The following is a 17,102-nucleotide window of genomic DNA, read 5'->3' on the forward strand; positions in this document are numbered from 1 at the left end:
GCGCCCGTCGCTTCACCGGCCCAGCAGGGCACAACCCACGCCGGAAACGAACTCAAAACTGGATAGAAACTGGGGGCAACGTCAGTCGGCATAAGAAGGGCCTGCAGCCAGGGTCAGGACACAGGCGGCGGCGAGCAGGCAGGCACGGCGGACGGAAGAATGCGTTGATGAGAGAGTACGATAGACAGGCATGACATTCTCCTCTGGTCTTTGTTAGCCTTACGATGTAAGGTAATGTCGAAAATGAACCTTACACTGTAAGTTGTCAAGCGGCACCATGGACACATCGATCAAAAAAAAGCGACCGCGCGGCCGGCTGTCTCGCGAGATGATCGAGGATGCGGCTTTGAAGGTGATCGAGAGCGAGGGCCTCGCCGGGTTTTCGATGCGCAAGCTGGCGGCAGAACTCGGCTGCGAAGCCATGAGCATCTACCACCACTTTCCTTCGGCGGCGCATCTCTTCGAAGCCTTGGTGGACCGGCTGATCGGCTCCATCGAAATGCCCGACGCGGATTTGCCCTGGCGGCAAAGGTTGCGCAGCGCCGTGCTGGATTTCCGCCGCGTCGCGCGTGAGCACCCGGCCTTTGCCACGTTCCTTGTAACCTACCGGATGAATTCGCCGACCTGTCTCACTTGGCTGAACGGCATCCTTGGCCTGTTCGAGGCCGGCGGCTTCGGACCGGAACTGGGTGCGCGGCTGTTCCGCACCACCGGCTATTATCTGATGGGTGCCATCCTCGACGAGACTGCCGGCTATGCAAAGGGGCCTTCGGCCGTGACCACCGTCAGCGACGGGCAACTGGCGCGGGATTTTCCAAAAGTGGCTGCGGCCGAGCGTTATTTCGGCACCGCCGAATTCGACCGAACGTTTGATCTCGGCCTTGACATGCTCCTGGACGAAATGGAGCGCGCCCGCGACTGCGCCAGCGCGCCGAACACCAGGTCTTGACCTCATGCGCTCCCTGTTCGCCCTGATACTGCTCATCGGTACCGGCATCGGCGTCGTCTACCCGTGGGCGATGACCAATTTCTCCGGCCATGAGATCGGCACCTGGCGGGTTTACGACCAGGGCCGGTTCAAGCCGGTGACGGTACCCCTGAGCGCACGCGACGGGCCGCTACGCGTGCTGGTCGACCTTACGGCAAGAGCCGAGCACATCGTCTCGCAGCAGCGCACCGTGTTGACCCTGACTGCCGCCACCGGTGGTAGGACGGTGCTCGCCTCGGCGCTGCAGTTCAACCATTCCGACAATCCGCGCCAGGTCAGCCCACAGCTGCCGGACAGGATCTTTCGCGACGAGGCCGGCCTGATCCCGAGCGTTACCCCCGGTTCCTACATCTTCACCGTCGGTCCGGACGACGCCGAGGGCATTCCGATGCGGGCCGTCGACCTCGTCCTGCGCTCGGGTGCCGGCGAGGTCGACCGCCGGGCGCGGCCGGTCGGTTTTTCCGTGATGGCGGCCGGCCTGGCCGGGCTGGTGCTGGCATTCTGTTTCGGCGGCCGCCGGCCCGAAAATCCGAACTCGCAGCCGCCACCGCCGCGCTGGGGCAGGGGCTCCAATTGAACTATCGCCACGCCTACCATGCCGGAAACTTCGCCGACGTCGTCAAGCATGTCGTGCTCAGCCGGCTGATCGAATATCTGAAACACAAGGACAAGGCGTTCCGGGTCATCGACACCCATGCCGGGATCGGCCGTTACGATCTGTCCTCGACAGAAGCGCAAACGACCGGCGAATGGCAAGGCGGCATCGGCCGGCTGGTCGATGCGGCCCTCGATGCGCCGGCGGCAGCGCTGCTGGCGCCGTATCTTGAAGCCGTCCGTTCGCTCAATCCGGACGGCGGCGTGAAAAAATACCCGGGTTCGCCGCTGATCGCTCGGCACCTGATGCGCAAGCAGGACCGGCTGTCGGCGGTCGAACTGCACGCTAAGGATGCTGCCGGGCTGAAGGCGCTGTTCGACGGTGACTTCCAGACCCGGGTGATCGAGCTCGACGGCTGGCTGGCTCTCGGCGCGCATCTGCCGCCAAAGGAAAGGCGCGGCCTCGTGCTGATCGATCCGCCTTTCGAGGAAGAGGGTGAGTTCGGTCGCTTGGTCGACGGGCTGCAAAGCGCCCATCGGCGCTGGCCAGGAGGAATTTACGCACTGTGGTATCCGCTCAAGGACCGCAAGGCGGTCGCCGCCTTCCGCAAGGCGCTGAAGCAGACGGGCATTCCGAAGCTGCTCGATATTGGTTTTGAGATCAGGCCGGCATCCGTCGAGCCGAGCCTCGACGGCTGCGGCATGGTGGTGGTCAATCCGCCCTTCACGCTGGAAGGCGAGTTACGGACGCTGCTGCCGGCGCTGCACCGACTGCTTGCACTCGAGCAGCCGTCGCATTGGACGCTGGACTGGCTGGCGGGAGAGTAGTTTGAGGCGCAGCCCTGCCATTCAGACAGCGCAACAATCGTCACCACAACCATGGTCGCTACAACCGCTTGACCGCGCGTCAGCGAATCCGCACAGTGCGCGCAGTCGACCTTGAGAGGCTGCCATGACTCGCTTCGCCCAATCCGCCCTTGCCGCACTACTCGCCTTGTGCACGCCGTTGGCCGCACCACTTGGCGTCACCCAGGCAGTCCAGGCGGCCGACCTTGCAATCTATACCGACGAGGATAGCGGCGTCTGCGGCGAGGCCTGGGTCCTGGACAAGATCACCGACCGCTTCTCCTATCAGGTGCATCACGTGCCGCATCTGCCCGATGTGCAGATCGTCGACTTCCAGCGTATCCACCAGCATCGCTATCTGCCGGCGGACGACACCTGGCCGATCGGCCGCCGTTATTGCGGTGCCACCGTCAGCCTCTCCGACGGCCGCGCCCGCACCATCTGGTACCTGATCGAAGAAGGCCAGGGCTTTGCCTCGATCGGTGACAACGTCGAATTCTGCGTCTCGGGCTTCGACCGTTGGATGGTCTATAACGGCCGCTGCCGCGTCCTGCGCTGAACCGGCGCCCTTCGATTCCCGATGGATTGTTGCGCCCTTAAGTGGTCGAGAAAAGAAACACCTGACGGCCATCAGGATCGCGGACGATAACACGCCTGCCCATAGCCGTCGCCTTGACATCCGCGATGACTCCAAAGCCATTGGCCTTCGCCGCAGAAGCGGCTTCGTCTGCGTCGGCGATTTCGAAGCCGATCATCGTTCCCGCTCCTTCCGTCATCATTCCTTCGTTTGCCGGATAGAGTTCGATCGCGAGCCCTTGACCTTGGAACGCGAAATGTATCGGACCGGAGCCGTGCTGCTCTTGCCTGAAGACAATTCCGAAATTCGCGTAGAAAGCGGCGGCTGATCTGGGATCAGCCGAAAACCAGGTGACAAATGCCAAGCTCGGCAAGGAGGACATTCATACCTCTCTGATGTGAGGGTTGTCCGGCACTCAAGGTCGGACGGAGGTTGCCAAAATCGTAGACTTCTATGCAAGTCGACGCCAACAGACCACATCGATCACTGTGCGGGGAAACAGCACTGCATGGATTCACTTGTTTATACTGTTGCTCTCGGGGCGGTCGTTGCTGGCTTCGTCCAGGGGCTGTCCGGGTTCGCCTTCAGCCTGGTTGCCATGTCGTTTTGGGTTTGGACCGTTGAGCCCCAGCTTGCTGCTGCCATGGCGGTCTTTGGGGCGCTCACCGGCCAGATCATCGCTGCCGTCACCGTCCGCCGGGGTTTCGACCTCAAGCTTCTGCTGCCCTTCCTGATCGGCGGGGCCATAGGGATTCCGGTCGGTGTCGCCGTCCTGCCCTTTCTGGATGTGCAGTTGTTCAAGTTGGTCTTCGGTGCGCTGCTGGTCGTTTGGTGTCCCTTGATGCTCTTTGCGCGTCGCCTCCCTCCCATCACGGTCGGAGGTCCTGTTGCAGACGGTGCGATAGGTCTGGTCGGCGGCATCATGGGTGGGCTTGGCGGCTTCACCGGCCCGGTCCCAACGCTGTGGTGCGTGCTGCGCCAATGGGAAAAGGACAGGCAGCGCATTGTCATCCAGAATTTCAACCTTGTGACCCTCTCCATGACGATGGCCGCCTATCTTGCGGCCGGAAAGATCAAGCTCGAAATGCTGCCGATGTTTGCCGTCGTCGCGCCGGCGATGTTGATACCGACACTGCTTGGCGCGAGACTCTACATCGGTGTTAGCGAGGCGACTTTTCGAAAGATCGTCCTCACGCTCTTGGCCGCATCAGGTGCAGCATTGTTGGCATCGTCCTTGCCGCACCTCATGAGCCGGTTTTGAACGACACACAGAAATCCCCGACTTCCGCCGTGCCATGCGCTATCGACCGATGCGGCCCGCTCCCGATAGGTAGGCGCAGATCAGTTCGACGAGTTGCTTTTGCAGCTCCGGCGCGGCGAGCATGTTCCGGCGTGCCGCGTTGTGGATCACACCTTCGATCGCCGACGACAGCACGCCCGCCACGGTCTCTATGTCGACGCCTTTCCTTGGCTTGCGATAGGAGGCGACGGCAGTCGCATAATGATTGAGGTATTGTGCCTGGAACGACGCATGGGCGGCCCTGGAGCGGCGATCGCCGGGCGCCTCGTCGAGCAGAACCTGGTGTAGTGTCGGGTGAATGCTGTGCGCCGCGATCATGCCGCGCACCAGCTCCTGCGCGAATTTCCTGAGCGGCTTTTGGTCTTCCGCCGAATCGTGAATGACCGACAGCACATGATCGAAGTGACGGCGCCGGACGGCTTCGAGCAGGGAAAGCTTGTCGGGAAAATACTGGTAGAGCGTGCCGATGCTCACACCTGCCGTCTCGGCAACCTTGTTGGTGGTGAAGCCGGCCCAGCCTAGCCCGCTCAGAACATGAGCCGCCGCCTCGATGATCGCCTCGACGGTTGCCCTGGAACGCGCCTGGCGCGGCTGCTTGCGCATGCGCGGATGCGGTTTTGCAATGCGAGTAGACACGCCCGCCCGTTCTCCTGAAAATATAAACAACATACTCGCATTTCCGTGAGAAGGACACCGGCCATGAGTGCGCTCACTCTGCTTCGCAGCCTGTTTGCCTATCAGGCCTGGGCCAATGACGAACTGCTGGAAAAGCTGGCGGGCCTCGACCCGCATGTTCACGACAAGGAACGGCAGGCCGTGATACGGCTCGTCGATCACAGCCATGTGGTTTCGCGGATATTCTCGGCGCACCTGGTTGGTGCAAGCCATGGCTACTCCGCCGACACCACGGAGGACATGCCGGCGTTCGACGAACTTCGCGCCGCGGTCGCGGCGACCGATCGCTGGTATCTCGATTATCTCGAAACCGTTTCGTCGCGGCAGCTGTCCGAGCCCGTCGCATTCGTGTTCACCGACGGGGATAAGGCATTGATGTCGCGACAGGAAATGCTGACCCACATCGCACTGCATGGAGTCTATCATCGCGGTGAAGCGGGGCGCATCCTGGCGCAGATTTCCGTCATGCCGCCATGGGATACCTTTGCCGTCCATCTCCACAGGGCCGAGCCTTCGCGCCGGCTGCAGATGAGCCGTGAGCCGCTCGGCGCCTGAACGGCCAAGCGCTTTCGATCACGCGGTCGGCGCGACCGGATCTATCGAGCGATATCCTGTCCTTCAGAAATGCGAGCTGTCTGCTCACTGTCATCGCGTCGTGCAAGATAGTGCAGCGGCGTGCTCGGCGCGTTGCTTCCTACTTACCTGTAGTTTATCTTTTCGGACAAGACGAGGCGGGCGACCGCCTTCGCTCTTGACAATGTTCGCGCTGAGCGTCGGACGTTGAAGCGCAAAACTGGTCGAAAAGGTCATGAGCTTGACGAGAAGACCGGTCGAGATAGAGCGACCAGAATTTCTGTCGCAGAACTTCGCTGCGGGGCACAAAGATTCGCAACCAATTTTCGCGCCGGTAAAATGGTCGCCCGCTCGCCGTAACCGAAACTTAAGCTGCAAAAATCATTCTAATGCTTCGCTGGCTAGCAAGCCGCGAGTCAGATATGCAATGCGCGCCGGGTCAATAACGGCCGTCGGCACAACGGAAGGGGCATGATATGGCTAAGCAGTCATCCAAAGCGCCGGCATCCAAGGCACCGGCAAAGTCACCGGCAAAGAAAGCACCGGCAAAAGCAGCCGCGGCAAAGGCCGCAACTGCTGTGAAGAAAGCAGCACCCGCTGCCAAAGCGAAGGCCGCTGCGCCTAAGGCAAAAGTAGCGCCGGCCAAAAAGCCGGTCGCCAAGGCCGCGGCAAAACCGGCCGTAAAGAAAGCAGCACCGGCCAAGGCTGCACCGGCAAAGAAGGCGGCACCGGCCAAGAAGCCGGCTGCAAAGGCCGTGGCGAAGCCTGCTGCGAAGAAGGCAGCACCGGCAAAGGCCGCCGCTGCGAAATCTTCTGCTGCAGTGAAGAAAGCAGCGCCCGCGGCCAAGCCGAAGGCAGCGCCCGCAAAGGCGAAGGCCAAGAAGTAGTCGCGGTCCTGCTACCGCCGGGGACAGTACTCACGATTGCCAGGGCGGGATGCCGGACAGGCGCCTCGCTTCTCGGTTGACGGTCGGGCAGGACGAGAAAGAGGCGGGAGGAAGACGTCTTTTCGCAACTCCCAGGACTTCGCCATGCGGCGAAGTCCGGTGGGATTTTCTTGGTTATCAAAACCAACCTTCGGTGCAAGGCCGAGTTGGCAGCTGATCGGATCTGGATTGTCCGACCTGCTCGCGTCTGCCGCCGCACCTCCGGCTCATCGCATCCGAAAGCGAGACTATGGCTGCACGCTGGCGGCGCGGTTTTCCGCCTCTGGCCGTTGATGAACCCTGCATGATCGGTCAACAGTGCCCGCGCACGAGCCCCTGTCGGAATCGATTTTCGGTGAGGGTCATGCGCGAAGTCACAATGCTACCGCGTCCTTTTGCGCGTCCAACAGGGCGTATGGAGCTGTAGCCGTCAAACAGGAATCGACAATGCCCAGACTGCTCTACGCGTCCACTTCTCCCTACAGTTCCAAGGTCCGCATGGCAGCACTTCATGCGGGCATTGCGGTCGATCTCGTGCCGATAAAGACCGAGGAAAGGCCGGCCGAACTGATCGGCGCCAATCCGCTCGGCAAGATCCCGGTGCTGGTGCTCGATGACGGCCGCTCGGTCCACGACAGCCGCGCCATCACCCAGCATCTCAACCGGATGTCGAAGAACGCATTGTTTCCGCGTAATCCCGACAAGCGCCTTGAGGCGGAGGTGCTGGAGGCATTGGCCGACGGTATCTGCGACTGCGCGCTGTCGATGGTCTATGAGCGGCGCAGGCGGCCGGAAGAGATGGTCTATCAGCCTTGGCTTGAGCGCCAATGGACGAAGATTGCGGCCGCGCTCGATCTGCTCAACGCCAACCCGCCGAAGCTGCCGAAGAAAATCACCCTCGGCCAGATCGCATTGCGCGCCTGCCTCGGCTATCTCTCGCTGCGTTTCGCTGGAAAATGGGAAAAGGGCCGCGGCCGGCTGACGCGCTGGGCGGCACGCTTCGACGAGAAGTTCCCGGAGCTGAAGCCCGCCATCCCGGCTTGAGGGCGGGCGGCCTAAAGCCGTGCCACAAAAAAAAAGCCGGGCGCGAGGCCCGGCTTTTTCGTGTCGTGGCTTGGACGACTTAGAACTTCATACCGACGCCGAAAGTGACGCGATTGTCGGTCGACTTGACCTTGCCGATACCGTCGAAGTCCTTCCTGCCGAAGTCCGTGTAACGATACTCGACACGGCCGAACACATTGTCGGTGATCTTGATGTCGGTACCCACGCCGGCTGTCCAGCCAAACTGGGTGTTGGTGTCGCTAACGCCGGCCGCTTCAATCTTCTGGTTCTTCAGCGCGCCACCGGCGGTGCCGTAAAGCAGGATATCCGGGCTGACGGAATAGCCGAGGCGGGCACGCAGCGAACCCTCGAAGCCACCCTTGGCCTCGATGCCGGCATCGTCGCCCTTGACGCCGTTGTAGCCGATGTCGGCTTCGGCACCGTAGACGAAGTTCTCCTGCTGCCAGTTATAGCCGCCGAAGACGCCGCCGACAAAACCCTTGGTGTCGACGTCGACGCCAATGTCTTTGGCTTTGGCATGGCCGGCAAAGCCGTAGCCGACGCTCACACCGGCATACGGACCGGCCCAGGATGCGACCGGAAGTTCTGCAATCGGGGCAGGTGCCGGCGGCTCTTCCTGAACCACGTCCGCGGCATAGGCGGTTCCGCCGAGGGCGAACAGCCCAAACGCCACCGCGAGCGGTCGCGCAAATTTAAGATTGGCTTGCATTGTTCTTTACTCCTTAAGCCACAGGACACAGGCTTGTTGTTTATGAGCGCCCTCAACCCGTCCGGGGGATGAAACGGATCCGGCGTTCAACGGTTCCAAATGTCGTGTCGAAATGCGGCTGAAGCGAACCTGAACTTGGGTCATTCCCTGGCACGAATGAGGCAGAACCTTGACGTTGCATCTTCGCAACAGCGAATGTCAGCAGGTTCGCCGTGCTGCACTGCACACGGCTTGGTGTAAGGGCTCCAGCGCCCTATATTGCGGTCGGGCTGGCCCGAATTCCGGTCGAGCCAGAACGCCCACCGGCCACTTTGCCACAATCTTGCCCCAGGTGGAAATGGGATTTAACGCTTGGCGGGCCATAATTTGCCGGCGCGATCCCGGCAGGTCGGAATCGGCATCGGATTAAGGATTGACAGATGAGCAAGGTCGCCGCGACGGCACTGGTGACGGGCGGGGCGAAGCGGATCGGCAGGGCGATCGTCGAGGACCTTGCCGCGCATGGTTTTGCCGTCGCCATCCACTGCAATCGCTCGCTGGCCGAGGCGGAGGCACTGGCGGCCGAAATCAACAATGATCATTTTGGTCGACATGGCCGGGCCGCCGTGGTTGCTGCCGACCTGACCGACATGGATGCCGTCGGCAACCTTGTCGGCCGCGCGGCGGCGGCGCTCGGGCCGGTGTCGCTGCTGGTCAACAACGCCTCGCTATTCGAGCACGACAGCGTTGAGGATTTCGACTGGCCGGCCTGGGATCGCCATTTCGCCGTGCATGTCAAGGCGCCGGCGCTGTTGGCGCAGACTTTCGCCCGGGCCTTGCCGCAGAATAGTGAGGGGCTGATCGTCAACATGATCGACCAGCGTGTCTGGCGGCCGACGCCGCGTTATTTTTCCTATGCGCTGTCGAAGTCGACCTTGTGGACGGCGACCGAGATGACGGCGCAGGCGCTGGGTCCCCGCATCCGCGTCAACGCCATTGGTCCTGGACCGACATATAAGAACACGCGCCAGCACGACAGCGATTTCGATGCCCAGATTGCCGGCCTGATCCTGAAACGCGGCCCGGAATTGCCGGAATTCGGTGCCACTATCCGTTATCTCTGGGCGGCACGCTCGGTTACCGGCCAGATGATCGCGCTTGACGGCGGCCAGCATCTTGCATGGCAGACGCCCGATGTGACAGGCATGACAGAATGAGCCCCATGGACCAGAAACAGAAAACGCGCGGTGGCGCCGACGACCTGCCGCCCGAAATCGACCTCGAGGACGAGGCGGCCGAAGAGGTCGTCGAGCCTGCAGCCAGCGGTCCGGACGTCACCTTCACCGCCATCGACTGGACCCCGCATGCCGGCGACGCCGACGGCATGGTCGGCGCCGAGGTGATCCAGACGCTGGTCAAGCGGCTGCCCAATGCGCCCGGCGTCTACCGTATGATGAATGCCACCGGCGACGTGCTCTATGTCGGCAAGGCACGCAGCCTGAAGAAGCGGGTCACCAGCTACGCGCAAGGCCGGTTCCACACCAGCCGCATCGGCCGCATGGTGCGCGAGACGTCGACGATGGAGTTCGTCGTCACCCGCACCGAGATCGAAGCGCTGCTGCTTGAAGCCAACCTCATCAAGCGCTTGCGGCCACGCTTCAACGTGCTGATGCGCGACGACAAGTCGTTCCCCTATATCCTGTTGACCGGCGACCATGTCTCGCCCGGCATCTACAAGCATCGCGGCGCGCGCTCGCGCAAAGGCGACTATTTCGGCCCCTTCGCCTCGGCCGGCGCCGTCGGCCGCACCATCAATTCGCTGCAGCGCGCCTTCCTGCTCAGGAGCTGCACCGACTCCTTCTACGAGAACCGCACCCGGCCTTGCCTTTTGTTCCAGATCAAGCGCTGCGCCGGCCCGTGCACCGGCGAAATCTCGCATAGCGACTATGCAAGGCTTGTGGCCGAGGCGAAGGATTTTCTCTCCGGCCGCAGCCAGAAGGTGAAGACGGAGATCTCCGCTGCCATGCAGCAGGCTTCGGAAAACCTCGATTTCGAACGCGCCGCCATCTATCGCGACCGGCTGGCGGCGCTGTCGCATGTGCAGAGCCATCAAGGCATCAATCCGCAGACCGTCGACGAGGCCGATGTCTTCGCCATCCATCAGGAGGGCGGCCAGGTCTGCATCCAGGTGTTCTTCTTCCGCACCGGCCAGAACTGGGGCAACCGCGCCTATTTTCCCAAGGCCGATCCGGCGCTCGAAGCCGGCGAGGTGCTGGGGTCGTTCCTGGCACAGTTCTACGACGACAAACCGACGCCGCGCACCATCCTGTTGTCGCATGGCGTCGAGGACCAGGAATTGCTGGCGGAGGCGCTCTCCACCCGCGCCGGCCGCAAGGTGTCGATCTCGGTACCGCAGCGCGGCGAGAAGAAGGACCTGACCGACAATGCGCTGCAGAATGCGCGCGAAGCGCTCGGCCGGCGGCTCGCCGAAACCTCGACGCAGGCGCGGCTGCTCACTGGCTTTGCCGAAACCTTCGGCCTGGAAAAACCGCCGGTGCGCATCGAGGTCTATGACAACTCGCACATCATGGGCACCAACGCCGTCGGCGCCATGGTAGTCGCCGGGCCGGAAGGTTTTGTGAAGAACCAGTATCGAAAGTTCAACATCCGCTCGACCGAGATCACGCCGGGCGACGATTTCGGCATGATGCGCGAGGTGATGCAGCGGCGCTTTTCGCGGCTGTTGAAGGAACATGGCGATGCCCCGCAGTTCGGGGGCTCGGGCGAGGCGGGCCCTACCGAACCGGGCGACGATATCGAGGACGCGGGCGGCTTTCCCGCATGGCCCGACGTCATCCTCATCGACGGCGGCCAGGGCCAGATGACGGCGGTGCACAAAATCCTCGCCGATCTCGACATAGAGGACCGCGTGGTGGCCATCGGCATCGCCAAGGGGCAGGATCGCGATGCCGGCCGCGAACGCTTCTTCGTCAAGGGCAGGGTCCCATTCTCGCTGCCCGTACGCGATCCGGTGCTCTATTTCGTCCAGCGGCTGCGCGACGAGGTCCATCGTTTTGCCATCGGTTCGCACCGCGCCCGCCGCAAGAAGGAGATGGTCAAGAGCCCGCTCGACGAGATCAGCGGCATCGGCCCCGGCCGCAAGCGCGCGCTGCTGATGCATTTCGGTACGGCCAAGGCGGTCAGCCGCGCCGCCGTCGAGGACCTGGTCAAGGTCGACGGCATTTCCGAGCAGGTGGCGAAATTAGTCTATAATCATTTTCACGAGAGCTAAGACCTATTGCCGATATTTCGGCTGGCTAATCGATTCTGGCCTGTTGACCCCCCACATTCGCTTCTGATTTGACTAAGCAGGCAGAAAGAGTTCCCAAAACATGTCCCAGCGCGCGTTCAACCTGCCCAACATGCTCACTTACGCCCGCATCCTGGCGGTGCCGCTGGTCGTGCTGTGCTTTTTCCTGGAGGGGCATCTGAAATCGAGCGACTTCGCCCGCTGGTCGGCGCTCATCATTTTCCTGCTCGCCTCGATCACCGATTACTTCGACGGCTATCTGGCCCGCGCCTGGCAGCAGACCTCCAACATCGGCAAGATGCTCGACCCGATCGCCGACAAGCTGCTGGTCGCCACTTGCCTGCTGCTGCTTGCCGCCGATACCGATCGTCATGCCGGCATCGCCGGCTGGTCGCTATGGGCGGCGATCATCATCCTGTGCCGCGAGATCCTGGTTTCGGGCCTGCGCGAATATCTGGCGGCCCTGAAGGTCTCGGTGCCGGTGACGCAGCTCGCCAAATGGAAGACCACCATCCAGATGATCGCCATCGCCTTCCTGCTGGCGGGACCGGCCGGCGACAAGATCTTCCCGCTGACCACCCAGACCGGGCTGGTGCTGCTGTGGATCGCCGCCCTGGTTACGCTCTACACCGGCTACGACTATTTCCGCGCCGGCCTCAAGCACATCATGGATGAATAAAATGTCGACGAAGCTCATCTATTTCGCCTGGGTGCGCGAGCGGATCGGCAGACCGGAGGAAGAGGTCGAACTGCCGGCAGGCATCGAAACGGTCGCCGACCTGTTGCGCTGGCTGAAATCGCGCGGCGAGGAGTACGAGAACGCGCTGCAATATCCTGACGTGATCCGCGTCGCCATCAACCAGGAACATGTCGAGCACCGCGAGAAGATTGCCGGCGCGCGCGAGATCGCGCTGTTCCCGCCGATGACCGGTGGCTGAACCATGTCCGCGGTGGTGCCGGTCGTGCGCATCCAGGCGGAGGATTTCGACGTCGCCGCCGAGATCGCCAGGCTGACCAGGGGTCGCAACGACATCGGCGCTGTGGTGACCTTCTCCGGCCTTTGCCGCGACGAGCAAGGCAGGCTCTCCGCGCTCGAGCTCGAACATTATCCCGGCATGGCGGAAGCCGAGATTTCCCGCATCGCCGGGGAGGCAATCGAGCGCTGGCCGCTGCAGGGGCTCACCGTCATCCATCGCCACGGCAAGATCGCGCCGGGCGAAAACATCGTCCTGGTGGTGGCCGCTTCCGCCCACCGGCAGGCGGCGTTCGAGGCCGCGAATTTCCTGATGGACTATTTGAAATCACGGGCGCCGTTCTGGAAAAAGGAACACCATAGCGACGGTTCCGAGGGCGGCTGGGTCGACGCCAAGGAGGCCGACGACAAGGCAGCGAGCCGCTGGAAACGAGACTGACCAGGCTTTCCGCGAGCCCTCAACCTTTGTCAGCGCCGATCAGATGATCGAGCGAAATCCGGCCGGGTCCCCAGGCCATGATGCCCAGCGCCATCGCCGCCCAGGTAATGTGCAGCGGCCAGCCGTCCGGCACGGTGAGCTCGATGACCAGCGTCATCAGCAGCAACCCGAATGCCGCCAGTCGCGTCGCCAGGCCGAAAACAAGGAGAACTGGCAACACGATCTCCGCTGACCCTGAGGCGAACGCCACCAGCCCAGGTGCCGGAAAATCGTAAGGGCCGCCCGGCAGATGCAATTTGAGTTCCGAGCTGAAAAGCAGCACGGCGACATCGTTCAACTGTAGAAAACCGTCCCATTTGTTGACGCCGGATCGCCAGAACGGGACGGCGAGGGCGCAGCGCAGAACAAGCTGCGTCAGCGATGGCGTCGCGATCGTGCGCAGGGCGGCATTCAGCCTTTCGACGAGGGCGGCGACCCCTCGCGATTCGGTGCTCGCGTTCTGTCCATCGCTCATCGTGCTCGCCTTTCCTGATGTGCTGTCGTGAAGACTCCCGCTTCCAGCACGCCGGCAATGTTGGCGGAAAGCTCGAATTCGGCACTCTCCGCAAATGCCGCCGCGGCCGCCGCGCCGAGCGACTCGCCCGCGATCAGATGCGAGATAAACACAGCGCCGCCGGGCGGCAGGTGGCGAACGAAGACCTCAAGGCCGGGCCGCGTGACCAGCGCATCTTCAGCGCCCGTTGCCCGGATCGGCCCAACAGGAGCCTCGTTCCGGTTTGTCGCGAAGACCGTGACTGCCGGGAACCGAGAGCGCGCGACCCGCGTCGCCGGATGCGGCCGCAGCCTGGTATCGGCAAGCCTCTCGCGAGGGATCGACGCCAGTGCCTCAGCCGACAGCGCCTCCGCGTCGGCGGCATGATAGGCGTCAAGCCAGGCCCGCTCGATGCGCGCCACGTCGGCCAGCCACGGCATCGACTGCGCGTATTCGTAGCGCTCGATGAAATCGGGAAAGTCGCGGCCATATTCGAATAGAAGCGGCGAGGTGGGTGGCGTTTCGCGGATGTGAAATCGCGCCATCGCGCAAAAAAAATCCGGGCCGGTGATGCGCAGCGTCGCTGGAAAGCTGGCGGCCAGCGCATCGATCAGGCTGACCGTGACGTTGTTGCGGTAGACGGCATATCGCTTGACCGCAGCCTTCCCGTTCGGCCCCGAGACAGAGTCAGGCGGGGCACGGTCAGGATCGAGCAAACCGGCGGTGAATGCCGCGGCATAGTCAAGCCGGCGGCCGAGATCGCCCGACTGGAGCTCATCCTGCGGCATGGGCTTTTCCGAAATCGGCATGACGGTCGAGGATGGCTTGGGCGGCCGCTGCCTCCGCCTTGAGCACCGGCCACTCGGGAATGTCGCTGTCCCATTCGATCAGCGTCGGCAGTGGCCCGCATCGGCCGATGACGGTATCGAAGAGCTTCCAGACCGCGTCGGCAACCGGGCCGTCATGGCTGTCGATGAGCAGCAGGTCGCCCTCGTCGTCCTTCTGCTCGGCGTGCCCGGCCAGATGGATTTCGCCGACATGTTCGAGCGGGAAGTCCGCGAGATAAGAACGTGCCGAATAGCCGTGATTGGTGGCCGAGACTAAGACGTTGTTGACGTCGAGCAGCAGGCCGCAGCCGCTACGCCGAACCAGCTCGCGGATGAAATCCGTCTCGCTCATCGTCGATTCCGGAAAAAGCACATAGGTCGAAGGATTCTCGAGCAGGATCGGACGGCCGATCGTGCCCTGCACCTCGTCGATGTGATCCGCCACCCGCGAAACCGTTGCCGGCGTGTAGGGCAGGGGAAGCAGGTCGTTGTAATAGGTGGTGTCGTGGGTCGACCAGGCGAGATGCTCTGAAACGAGCACCGGCTCGTAGCGATCGACCAGCGCCTTGAAACGACCGAGATGCGCCTTGTCGAGCGGCTGCGGGCCGCCGATCGACATGCAGACGCCATGCAGCGAGACGGGATAGTTGCGGCGGATGCGGGCGAGCGCGTCGTGCGGCGGGCCGCCGGCGCCCATGTAGTTTTCCGCATGAACCTCGAAGAAGCCGCTTTGGGGGCCGTCGCCGAGGATTGCGGACAGATGCTCATGCTTGAAACTGATGCCGGCAAGGCCGGCGACCGGGTGCGCCGGAAAGCGCAAGGTCTTCGACATGCGGGATGCTGGACGGCTCGGTCCTTTCATCGTCATCGCCGCTTTCCGGGCAGGGTGCATCGCTTACGATGGGACGTCGCGGGTCAGCTCGGTGGGTGAGCCCTTGCGGCCGCCGGGTAGGTCCATCGTCGTGCAGGTGCCGCCGTCGACGAACTTCCAGGCGTTGCCTTGATAGTCGACGGTCGAGGTGCCTTGGCAGGTGGTCCCCGGGCCTGCCTTGCAGTCGTTCTGCCCCTTCAAGGCGACGCCAAAGCACTTCTCCTTGCCGGCGTCCATCGCTGCCTTGACCTGTGCCTCGGTCAGCGGCGCGGCCGTCGCAAAAGAAGCAAGAGCCGTGGCAACGGCGCTGGCCAGTAAGGCCGCGCTCACGGTTGATCTCGTTGACATGATTTCACCTCCGGTTGGGTTTTAAGCGCACTCTCCTCAGCGCGCACTGGTCAGTTCGGTCCGGACACCGACCGTGTTACGTCTGTTTGGAACACGAATTCGTGATCGCCTGAGGCTTGGCCGAGCGTGGCCGGAACAGAGTTTGCGGAGCGGCCGAGGAGGCGGACGATAAGGCGGCGGGCCGCTGAAAGCAGCGCCGGCCAAATAAATCCCTGCGACAGCCATCCCATACCCCGCCAGCCATTCATTGACCGCAATCCTGCGAGACCTTTGGCCGGAAGGGGAGCAGGATCATGCTGGACAGGATCGCCGAGTTCTTCATCTTCGGACTGGTGCCGCTGGCCGTCGGCATACTTGCCGTTCCGGATCGTTCCGTGGCTGCCGAAAAGACCCTCAAGGGCGAGGTGATGTATCGCGAGCGCATCGCGCTGCCGCCCAATGCCGTGCTTTCCGTGCAGCTTGCCGACGTGTCGCTGGCCGACACGCCGGGCGCAATCATCGGCGAGCGCAAGGTCGTGCCAGCCGGCCAAGTGCCGATCAAGTTCGAGATCAGCTTCGATCCGCGGGTGGTCCGGCCTGATATGACCTACGCGCTGCAGGCGCGCATCACTGTCGATGACCGGCTGCTGTTCGTCACCGACACGCGCCATCAGGTCGACCCACTCAGCGACGCACCACAGACCATCATGCTGAAAATGGCGGCGCCGGTCGACGAGCCGGCGGCAGCTTCCGTGTTCGGCCAAAGCTGGCTGGTCGAATATATCGACGGCATCGGCGTGATTGCCGAGCCGCGGGCGACCTTCCGCATCAGCGAAGCCGGCAAGGCCGGCGGCAGCGGCCCTTGCAACGTCTATTTCGCCACCGCCAGGATAAACGGATCGACGATCGCTATCAGCGACATCGGCTCGACCTTCAAGGCGTGCGCGCCACAGGTCATGGCCGAGGAAAAGGCGCTGTTCGAGGCGCTGGCCAAGGCGGCATCCTACCACGTCGACGCCGGTAAGCTTGTCATTGCCGACAGAGACGGCCGCGACATCCTGCGCTTCGACGCCGCGAGCTAGCACTTCGTCCGCGCCGACTGGCCCGCGCGGCAGCCGCATGCCGATCACGTTGTGTTTCACCGGGAATAGGCCGGGCAGGGGGTCCGTTAGTCATTCATAAGATGGCGGGTAAGGCAAAAGGGACGTTTGTCCCTTCGTTGAAGCCGCCAGAATGGCTGCGGCTCGTTCTGGCCACTCAAAGGAGTCCAGAGATGAAAACGCATTCGCTTATCCTTGCCGCCACCGGTGCATCGCTCCTTGCCTTTACCGGCCTTGCCAAGGCGGACGACCATCTCGTCAACGCTCTTGACCACGGTCTCAAAGCGGACAGCCAACCGTTCCAGACCAACAAGGCCGGCCATAGCGGCGATCTCGCGCCGGGGCAGGGCAGCCCGTTTTCAGGTGAAGAGACCAAGACCCCGTCCACCGACACGCCAGCGGCGAATGAACATGCGAACGTGAAGGAACGCCAGGCGAAATAGACTGGCAGAACCCGCCGCTAGGGGGCGGCGGGCGAACATATATCGGGC

The 17,102-nt window shown here is 62.8% G+C and carries 22 protein-coding genes; 15 read left to right on the forward strand and 7 right to left on the reverse strand.

The annotated features are described in order from the left end of the window. Positions 1-277: 277 nt before the first annotated feature. From NKH21_RS21085 to NKH21_RS21100, 4 genes are all read left to right on the forward strand, one after another. The gene (locus NKH21_RS21085; RefSeq protein ID WP_352867275.1) at positions 278-949 is read left to right on the forward strand and encodes a TetR/AcrR family transcriptional regulator; all 672 of its coding nucleotides are present in this window, start codon (positions 278-280) and stop codon (positions 947-949) included. Between the two features lie 4 nt (positions 950-953). After that, on the forward strand, positions 954-1,565 hold the full coding sequence (locus NKH21_RS21090; RefSeq protein WP_352867278.1) for a hypothetical protein: 612 nt from the start codon (positions 954-956) through the stop codon (positions 1,563-1,565). Next, a complete protein-coding gene (locus NKH21_RS21095; RefSeq protein ID WP_352867280.1) occupies positions 1,562-2,410 on the forward strand; it encodes a 23S rRNA (adenine(2030)-N(6))-methyltransferase RlmJ in 849 nt (282 codons plus the stop codon). The genes NKH21_RS21090 and NKH21_RS21095 overlap by 4 nt, the downstream gene beginning before the upstream one ends. A gap of 124 nt (positions 2,411-2,534) precedes the next feature. Beyond that, positions 2,535-2,987: a hypothetical protein gene (locus NKH21_RS21100; protein ID WP_352567494.1), complete on the forward strand. Its 453-nt coding sequence runs from the start codon at positions 2,535-2,537 to the stop codon at positions 2,985-2,987. A gap of 37 nt (positions 2,988-3,024) precedes the next feature. On the opposite strand, the gene NKH21_RS21105 is transcribed toward NKH21_RS21100, so the two are convergent. Next, positions 3,025-3,387: a VOC family protein gene (locus NKH21_RS21105; RefSeq protein ID WP_352667187.1), complete on the reverse strand. Its 363-nt coding sequence runs from the start codon at positions 3,385-3,387 to the stop codon at positions 3,025-3,027. A 126-nt stretch (positions 3,388-3,513) separates the two neighbouring features. On the opposite strand from NKH21_RS21105, the gene NKH21_RS21110 reads away from it, so the two are divergent. Then, on the forward strand, positions 3,514-4,266 hold the full coding sequence (locus NKH21_RS21110; RefSeq protein WP_352867284.1) for a sulfite exporter TauE/SafE family protein: 753 nt from the start codon (positions 3,514-3,516) through the stop codon (positions 4,264-4,266). Between the two features lie 39 nt (positions 4,267-4,305). On the opposite strand, the gene NKH21_RS21115 is transcribed toward NKH21_RS21110, so the two are convergent. Next, positions 4,306-4,941: a TetR/AcrR family transcriptional regulator gene (locus NKH21_RS21115; protein ID WP_352867286.1), complete on the reverse strand. Its 636-nt coding sequence runs from the start codon at positions 4,939-4,941 to the stop codon at positions 4,306-4,308. 63 nt (positions 4,942-5,004) lie between these two features. On the opposite strand from NKH21_RS21115, the gene NKH21_RS21120 reads away from it, so the two are divergent. From NKH21_RS21120 to NKH21_RS21130, 3 genes are all read left to right on the forward strand, one after another. After that, positions 5,005-5,535: a DinB family protein gene (locus tag NKH21_RS21120; RefSeq protein ID WP_352867288.1), complete on the forward strand. Its 531-nt coding sequence runs from the start codon at positions 5,005-5,007 to the stop codon at positions 5,533-5,535. A gap of 494 nt (positions 5,536-6,029) precedes the next feature. Further along, positions 6,030-6,440, forward strand: coding sequence for a hypothetical protein (locus NKH21_RS21125; RefSeq protein WP_352867290.1), 411 nt, complete (start codon positions 6,030-6,032; stop codon positions 6,438-6,440). A 486-nt stretch (positions 6,441-6,926) separates the two neighbouring features. Then, positions 6,927-7,523: a glutathione S-transferase family protein gene (locus NKH21_RS21130; RefSeq protein ID WP_352867292.1), complete on the forward strand. Its 597-nt coding sequence runs from the start codon at positions 6,927-6,929 to the stop codon at positions 7,521-7,523. A gap of 79 nt (positions 7,524-7,602) precedes the next feature. Here the strand turns inward: NKH21_RS21130 and NKH21_RS21135 are convergent, their stop codons facing one another. After that, positions 7,603-8,253: an outer membrane protein gene (locus NKH21_RS21135; RefSeq protein ID WP_352867294.1), complete on the reverse strand. Its 651-nt coding sequence runs from the start codon at positions 8,251-8,253 to the stop codon at positions 7,603-7,605. A gap of 419 nt (positions 8,254-8,672) precedes the next feature. Here NKH21_RS21135 and NKH21_RS21140 point away from each other — a divergent pair, with 419 nt between their 5' ends. From NKH21_RS21140 to NKH21_RS21160, 5 genes are all read left to right on the forward strand, one after another. Then, positions 8,673-9,449 carry an SDR family oxidoreductase gene (locus NKH21_RS21140; protein WP_352867297.1) on the forward strand — a complete coding sequence of 259 codons (777 nt, stop codon included), beginning with the start codon at positions 8,673-8,675 and terminating at the stop codon, positions 9,447-9,449. Next, positions 9,446-11,524, forward strand: a complete 2,079-nt coding sequence (gene uvrC / locus NKH21_RS21145; RefSeq protein WP_352867300.1) for an excinuclease ABC subunit UvrC — start codon at positions 9,446-9,448, stop codon at positions 11,522-11,524. Before NKH21_RS21140 ends, uvrC begins: the two co-directional genes overlap by 4 nt. Positions 11,525-11,624: 100 nt before the next feature. Further along, positions 11,625-12,221 carry a CDP-diacylglycerol--glycerol-3-phosphate 3-phosphatidyltransferase gene (gene pgsA, locus NKH21_RS21150; RefSeq protein WP_023719790.1) on the forward strand — a complete coding sequence of 199 codons (597 nt, stop codon included), beginning with the start codon at positions 11,625-11,627 and terminating at the stop codon, positions 12,219-12,221. 1 nt (position 12,222) lies between these two features. Next, positions 12,223-12,480, forward strand: coding sequence for a molybdopterin converting factor subunit 1 (gene moaD, locus NKH21_RS21155; protein WP_023677674.1), 258 nt, complete (start codon positions 12,223-12,225; stop codon positions 12,478-12,480). Between the two features lie 3 nt (positions 12,481-12,483). Then, on the forward strand, positions 12,484-12,954 hold the full coding sequence (locus NKH21_RS21160; protein ID WP_352468976.1) for a molybdenum cofactor biosynthesis protein MoaE: 471 nt from the start codon (positions 12,484-12,486) through the stop codon (positions 12,952-12,954). Positions 12,955-12,973: 19 nt separating this feature from the next. Here the strand turns inward: NKH21_RS21160 and NKH21_RS21165 are convergent, their stop codons facing one another. Genes NKH21_RS21165 through NKH21_RS21180 form a run of 4 tightly spaced genes read right to left on the reverse strand, consistent with a single transcriptional unit; the run spans position 12,974 to position 15,532 of the window. Next, complete coding sequence (locus NKH21_RS21165; RefSeq protein WP_352667160.1) at positions 12,974-13,468, reverse strand: DoxX family protein; 495 nt, start codon at positions 13,466-13,468, stop codon at positions 12,974-12,976. After that, a complete protein-coding gene (locus NKH21_RS21170; RefSeq protein WP_352667158.1) occupies positions 13,465-14,274 on the reverse strand; it encodes an HvfC/BufC family peptide modification chaperone in 810 nt (269 codons plus the stop codon). The genes NKH21_RS21165 and NKH21_RS21170 overlap by 4 nt, the downstream gene beginning before the upstream one ends. Continuing rightward, positions 14,261-15,181 carry an MNIO family bufferin maturase gene (gene bufB, locus NKH21_RS21175; protein WP_352867304.1) on the reverse strand — a complete coding sequence of 307 codons (921 nt, stop codon included), beginning with the start codon at positions 15,179-15,181 and terminating at the stop codon, positions 14,261-14,263. The genes NKH21_RS21170 and bufB overlap by 14 nt, the downstream gene beginning before the upstream one ends. A 27-nt stretch (positions 15,182-15,208) precedes the next feature. Next, complete coding sequence (locus NKH21_RS21180; RefSeq protein WP_352479258.1) at positions 15,209-15,532, reverse strand: BufA1 family periplasmic bufferin-type metallophore; 324 nt, start codon at positions 15,530-15,532, stop codon at positions 15,209-15,211. Positions 15,533-15,825: 293 nt separating this feature from the next. On the opposite strand from NKH21_RS21180, the gene NKH21_RS21185 reads away from it, so the two are divergent. Further along, the gene (locus NKH21_RS21185) at positions 15,826-16,593 is read left to right on the forward strand and encodes a YbaY family lipoprotein (RefSeq protein WP_352867307.1); all 768 of its coding nucleotides are present in this window, start codon (positions 15,826-15,828) and stop codon (positions 16,591-16,593) included. 191 nt (positions 16,594-16,784) lie between these two features. Beyond that, positions 16,785-17,054, forward strand: coding sequence for a hypothetical protein (locus NKH21_RS21190; RefSeq protein ID WP_352867309.1), 270 nt, complete (start codon positions 16,785-16,787; stop codon positions 17,052-17,054). The last annotated feature ends 48 nt before the right edge of the window (positions 17,055-17,102 follow it).

The sequence above is a fragment of the Mesorhizobium sp. M1329 genome (genome assembly GCF_040318035.1).
Classification (GTDB): domain Bacteria; phylum Pseudomonadota; class Alphaproteobacteria; order Rhizobiales; family Rhizobiaceae; genus Mesorhizobium.

Excerpts from the sequence above, each read along its gene's own strand:
- NKH21_RS21090 (WP_352867278.1), top strand. The coding sequence starts at position 954 with ATGCGCTCCCTGTTCGCCCTGATACTGCTCATCGGTACCGGCATCGGC.
- NKH21_RS21100 (WP_352567494.1), top strand. The coding sequence starts at position 2,535 with ATGACTCGCTTCGCCCAATCCGCCCTTGCCGCACTACTCGCCTTGTGC.
- NKH21_RS21180 (WP_352479258.1), bottom strand. The coding sequence starts at position 15,532 with ATGTCAACGAGATCAACCGTGAGCGCGGCCTTACTGGCCAGCGCCGTT.
- NKH21_RS21190 (WP_352867309.1), top strand. The coding sequence starts at position 16,785 with ATGAAAACGCATTCGCTTATCCTTGCCGCCACCGGTGCATCGCTCCTT.
- NKH21_RS21130 (WP_352867292.1), top strand. The coding sequence starts at position 6,927 with ATGCCCAGACTGCTCTACGCGTCCACTTCTCCCTACAGTTCCAAGGTC.
- pgsA (WP_023719790.1), top strand. The coding sequence starts at position 11,625 with ATGTCCCAGCGCGCGTTCAACCTGCCCAACATGCTCACTTACGCCCGC.
- NKH21_RS21140 (WP_352867297.1), top strand. The coding sequence starts at position 8,673 with ATGAGCAAGGTCGCCGCGACGGCACTGGTGACGGGCGGGGCGAAGCGG.
- NKH21_RS21135 (WP_352867294.1), bottom strand. The coding sequence starts at position 8,253 with ATGCAAGCCAATCTTAAATTTGCGCGACCGCTCGCGGTGGCGTTTGGG.
- NKH21_RS21160 (WP_352468976.1), top strand. The coding sequence starts at position 12,484 with ATGTCCGCGGTGGTGCCGGTCGTGCGCATCCAGGCGGAGGATTTCGAC.
- NKH21_RS21185 (WP_352867307.1), top strand. The coding sequence starts at position 15,826 with ATGCTGGACAGGATCGCCGAGTTCTTCATCTTCGGACTGGTGCCGCTG.
- NKH21_RS21120 (WP_352867288.1), top strand. The coding sequence starts at position 5,005 with ATGAGTGCGCTCACTCTGCTTCGCAGCCTGTTTGCCTATCAGGCCTGG.
- NKH21_RS21165 (WP_352667160.1), bottom strand. The coding sequence starts at position 13,468 with ATGAGCGATGGACAGAACGCGAGCACCGAATCGCGAGGGGTCGCCGCC.
- NKH21_RS21170 (WP_352667158.1), bottom strand. The coding sequence starts at position 14,274 with ATGCCGCAGGATGAGCTCCAGTCGGGCGATCTCGGCCGCCGGCTTGAC.
- bufB (WP_352867304.1), bottom strand. The coding sequence starts at position 15,181 with ATGACGATGAAAGGACCGAGCCGTCCAGCATCCCGCATGTCGAAGACC.
- moaD (WP_023677674.1), top strand. The coding sequence starts at position 12,223 with ATGTCGACGAAGCTCATCTATTTCGCCTGGGTGCGCGAGCGGATCGGC.
- NKH21_RS21125 (WP_352867290.1), top strand. The coding sequence starts at position 6,030 with ATGGCTAAGCAGTCATCCAAAGCGCCGGCATCCAAGGCACCGGCAAAG.
- uvrC (WP_352867300.1), top strand. The coding sequence starts at position 9,446 with ATGAGCCCCATGGACCAGAAACAGAAAACGCGCGGTGGCGCCGACGAC.
- NKH21_RS21105 (WP_352667187.1), bottom strand. The coding sequence starts at position 3,387 with ATGTCCTCCTTGCCGAGCTTGGCATTTGTCACCTGGTTTTCGGCTGAT.
- NKH21_RS21085 (WP_352867275.1), top strand. The coding sequence starts at position 278 with ATGGACACATCGATCAAAAAAAAGCGACCGCGCGGCCGGCTGTCTCGC.
- NKH21_RS21110 (WP_352867284.1), top strand. The coding sequence starts at position 3,514 with ATGGATTCACTTGTTTATACTGTTGCTCTCGGGGCGGTCGTTGCTGGC.